The 4,429-nt window shown below is 65.7% G+C and carries 5 protein-coding genes; all 5 read left to right on the forward strand.

The window, feature by feature from the left end; translation table 11 throughout:
* On the forward strand, nucleotides 1-402 hold a 402-nt coding region (locus LH475_RS01240; RefSeq protein WP_297412675.1), incomplete at its 5' end, for a DUF488 domain-containing protein.
* A 32-nt stretch (nucleotides 403-434) separates the two neighbouring features.
* Nucleotides 435-932, forward strand: coding sequence for an MGMT family protein (locus LH475_RS01245; protein ID WP_297412679.1), 498 nt, complete (start codon nucleotides 435-437; stop codon nucleotides 930-932).
* Nucleotides 929-1,828, forward strand: coding sequence for an SDR family oxidoreductase (locus tag LH475_RS01250; protein ID WP_297412676.1), 900 nt, complete (start codon nucleotides 929-931; stop codon nucleotides 1,826-1,828). The genes LH475_RS01245 and LH475_RS01250 overlap by 4 nt, the downstream gene beginning before the upstream one ends.
* The gene (locus tag LH475_RS01255) at nucleotides 1,825-3,282 is read left to right on the forward strand and encodes an alpha/beta hydrolase (RefSeq protein ID WP_297412677.1); all 1,458 of its coding nucleotides are present in this window, start codon (nucleotides 1,825-1,827) and stop codon (nucleotides 3,280-3,282) included. Before LH475_RS01250 ends, LH475_RS01255 begins: the two co-directional genes overlap by 4 nt.
* Before the next feature lie 11 nt (nucleotides 3,283-3,293).
* Nucleotides 3,294-4,429, forward strand: a 1,136-nt coding sequence (locus LH475_RS01260) for a GMC family oxidoreductase N-terminal domain-containing protein (RefSeq protein WP_297412678.1), incomplete at its 3' end; no start/stop codon positions are given.

Genomic DNA, 4,429 nt, shown 5'->3' on the forward strand with positions numbered 1-4,429 from the left:
CAATGGAACCAAGACGCAATTGCGGGTGCGTTACCTGCGGACGTGACCTACCGGTCGGCCAGGGACCTCGGCGGCCGCAGGCATACCCCTGCCGGTGTGCCAAGTCCAAACGGTGCGTGGCGGGTCAAGGCATTCCGCGATTACGCCGACTATATGCTGACCGATGAGTTTCACTCAGGGCTCGCTGAGCTGCTGCAGGTCGCAAATGACTCGGCGCTGGCGATCATGTGCAGTGAGGCCGTGCCGTGGCGTTGTCACCGGCGGTTAATCACAGACGCACTCATTGTCGCCGGGGTAGAGGTGTTCGACATCATGTCGGTCTCATCGACCCGACGCGCGGAACTAACCGCGTTCGCGCTCGTGCGAGACGGAAAAATCACCTATCCCGAATCAGAAGAATGATGCGCATGGACGTGGTAGCGGAAGTTCGAACAATGGTGGTGGCGATTCCCAAGGGTGACGTCCCGGCGTACGGGGAGATCGGGCGGGCGCTTGACATCGGACCCCGGCAGGCGGGCCGGGCCGTCGCGTTGCTTGACGACGATGTGCCATGGTCGCGTGTGGTTCACGCCGACGGCACGCCAGCGAGCTGTTATAACGGAGGAGCCCGAGCGCTGCTCGAAACAGAAGGCGTTCCGTTCCGGAATGGCCGCGTGGATATGCCTGCGATTCGGCGATGGTGGTCGCCGTCTCGACGCGTTTCTGTGCGTGTCCGTGTCCGTGTCCGTGTCCGTGAGAAGTTTAGGCAAAGATGCGGCCCGGTTTTCGAGCTGACAAACGAGGCCAACCCTGGCGTCCGCGAACTGGTCCCACGGCACAATGATGCTCGCCCCCGGGACACCGCGCAGCCCCGCGACGATATGCACCCGGGCCAACGAGGTGCGCGCGGTCACGTCGATGGTGAAGCCTTCGACCTATCATGGGGGGCATGACGTTTCGCGATCAGTACAGTTTTGGAAACCCTGTTGAGCGATACGGCCGCGTCCACCCGCCCGTTCAGCATCAGCCTGAACCGGGGGTGCAGGCGCGGATGATTCCGGTCCCTGACCTTGGCGAATCGACCTACCGCGGCAGCGGGCGCCTCGCCGGGCGCAAGGCGCTCATCACAGGCGGTGACTCCGGTATCGGCGGTGCCGTCGCGATCGCGTTCGCGCGTGAGGGGGCCGATGTCGTAATCGTGCACCTGCCCGCTGAACAGGAGGATGCTGACCATATCCTGGGCTTGATCGAGGAGGCAGGCACGACCGGCCATGCGATTGCCGCGGACATCACGGACTCGGCCCGGTGCCGCGAGATCGTTGACGAAACCGTGCGCGTGCTCGGTGGGCTCGACATCCTTGTCAATAACGCCGGCAAACAGGTAGCCGTTGATCGTATCGAAGATTTGTCGGACGAGCAGTTCGAGCTGACGTTCCGAACGAACGTGTTCGCGAACTTCTGGATCACGAAGGCTGCTCTGGCCCATCTGCCGGCCGGTGCCAGCATCATCAACACGGCTTCGCTGGAGGCTTACACGCCCGCACCGGATCGCTTGGACTACGCGGCGACGAAAGCAGCGATCAACAACTTCTCGAAGGGTCTTGCGCAGCAGTTAGTTCCTCGCGGTATCCGGGTCAACGTGGTCGCACCCGGCCCCGTTTGGACTGCCCTGCAGGTGTCGGGTGGCGTTTCAGACGAGCAAATGAAAGCATTCGACGACGAAAGTACTTACAGACGTTCCGGGCAGCCGGCCGAGCTGGCCCCCGCCTACGTGTTCCTCGCCTCGGCAGAATCGAGCTACGTCTCGGGCGCGACCTTGAACGTCAACGGCGGCATGGTCACTCCGTGACCAATCATGACTGCACCATTTTTTTTCTTCCCGGTCTGGGCTTTGGCTCTGCATCAGCCGCACCACTCGCAGCGGCGCTCGGCGACCGATTCCGCGTCGTCGGCATCGACCTGCCGGGGCAGGGTCACGCCCCGGATGCTGTGAACGGCTCCGTTCACGCTCTGGCCGATGCCGCGCTCGAGACGATCAAGGCCGAAGCCGATGGCGGACCATGGCTGCTCGCGGCCCACAGCATGGGCGGCAAGGTCGCAGCACTCGTGGCCGCACGGGTACTGAGCGGGCACGAGACTGTCTTCGGCTTGGCGGGCGCAGTGCTCCTCGCGCCATCCCCGCCCACCCCGGAGCCCATGGACGACGACAAGCGTGCCCTCATGCTCTCGTGGGCAGAAAACGGTCCGCTCTCGGAAGTCGACGCGCGCGAATTCGTTGCGCAGAACGTGGCGACATCGCTGGTCGCCGCTTTGGAACAGGACGCCGTCGACCAAGTTCGGCAGATGTCGCCGCTCGCCTGGCAGCGGTGGCTCAGCGAGGGTAGCCATGAAAATATTTCAGCCGAGGTTGGCGTGATCGACCTGCCCGTCGTCGTAATGGCGGGCGAAGATGACGACGATCTGGGGGCTTCGGTGCAGCCGCGACTCCTCGGCGCCGTGTATCCGCGGGCGCGCTTCGTGTCTCTCGCCGCGACGGGGCACCTGCTCCCCTACGAGCAAACCCACGAGGTTGCGGCCGAGATCGCGCGGTTCTGGGAGTCAACGGCTTCAGCATCCCCACAGGTGAAGCCTGAGTGGGGTCGTGTTATTGCCTCTAATCGCACCGGCGTCGAGGCGCGCGCCTTATTGGTGCGGCGCGCGATCGCGGACGACGTGAACTACACGCCGCGGGCGCTCTCGCCGGGGCAGCTCGCGACCCTACGCGCGCTGGCCGATCGGCTAGTGCCGCAACCCGAGGCGCACCGGATCGACCTCGCTGCGCGCATCGACGCCGACCTCGCAGCCGGCCGTGGTGATGGTTGGCGACCCTCGGAGCTTCCAGATGACGCGTCCGCCTACCGGCTGGGGCTCGACGCCATCGCATCCGTCTGGACCGACGGTGTGGCGCTGCAGGACGCACTAATTCGAAGGATTATCGCCGGTGAGTTCATCAACGGCGCCCCGTGGGGCGGTGATGTGTTTCGCCGGTGGTTCGAAGACGTGCGCAATGATCTGACGCGCACCTGGTTGGCCCATCCCGCGTCGCTCGCCCGCATCGGATACGACGGTTTCGCGACCAGTGGTCCGGGGGTTGAGCCCGCCGGGTATGTGAGTCTGGGCGCCGGCGTGCGCGACCCATGGGAGCCAGAGGAGCTCGGTGCTCTCATATCTGATCAGGCCAATCGGGCCGACGAGAACGACGACAGCGAAGACCCGGGCACGACCAACAACACCGGCCAGGCTGGCAACGAGAACGCAGCGTGAACCTCAACGACATGCGCACGTACGCAGAGGACGACGTTGTCGACGTCGTCGTGGTCGGAACCGGCGCGGGCGGCGCGCCCCTCCTCGCGCGACTCGCGGAACGCGGCCTCCGAGTCGTCGCCCTTGAGGCCGGGCCCAACCTTGACCCTGACGACTTCACCAACGACGAAGTCGAAGCCCCCCGAATCAACTGGATGTCCGAGCGGCTCAGCGGCGGAGATGCACCGACCGCCTTCGGCCCCAACAACAGTGGCTGGGGACTCGGCGGCGGCACACTGCACTGGGGCGCCTTCACGCCCCGCCCCGACATCCGAGACCTGCACCTTCTCACCGAGTTCGGGGTCGGGGCGGACTGGCCCGTCGACCACGCCGAACTCATCCGCTACATCGCCGACGTTGAGCGCACCATCGGCGTCTCGGGCCCGACTCCGTACCCGTGGGACCCGGAACGGGAGTACCTCGAACCACCCGTCGACCGCAACGCTGCAGCAGACCTCATGGCAATCGGCTGCGCCCGCCTCGGCATCCAAGCCACTGACGCGCCGGCCGCCATCCTCAGCCGTGATCGCGACCAGCCACACCACGGTCGCCGCCTCGCCAGCCAAAATCTCGGCACCATCCACCAGGGCGAACGCTATGGCACTAAGGCGACCACCGCGATCACCTATCTCCCCTCCGCCATTGCCGCCGGGGCGGAGATCCGGCCCGACTCCATGGTGCACGGTATAGAACGCGACGCGCTTGGCAGAATCTCGGCGGTCGTGTACCGCCAGAACGGTCAGGAACGTCGGCAGCGATGCGCGACCCTCGTGCTCGCCGGCGGCGGCATCGAGACTCCGCGGCTACTGCTGAACACCGGCCTCGCCAATTCGAGCGGTCTGGTCGGGCGCAACTTTCTCGCCCACGGCGCGATGCAGGTGTGGGGCCGGTTCGACGAGCAGATTCGCGGCTACCGCGGCTACCCCTCCGCGCTGATCAGCGAAGATTTCGTGCGCCCCGACGGGGTCGACTTCGCGGGCGGATACCTCCTGCAGAGCCTGGGCGCGATGCCGCTTGCCTACGCCACCTCCCTCGTGCGCGGTGGCGGGCTCTGGGGTGATGAGCTGATGGATGCCCTCGATGCGTGGCGCTTCACCGCCGGCATCGG

The organism is Cryobacterium sp. (assembly GCF_026786305.1).
In the GTDB taxonomy this organism is placed as follows: domain Bacteria; phylum Actinomycetota; class Actinomycetes; order Actinomycetales; family Microbacteriaceae; genus Cryobacterium.

What these genes read in the sequence shown, in the direction of transcription:
- LH475_RS01250 (WP_297412676.1), top strand. Translation starts at nt 929, where the DNA reads ATGACGTTTCGCGATCAGTACAGTTTTGGAAACCCTGTTGAGCGATAC.
- LH475_RS01245 (WP_297412679.1), top strand. Translation starts at nt 435, where the DNA reads ATGGTGGTGGCGATTCCCAAGGGTGACGTCCCGGCGTACGGGGAGATC.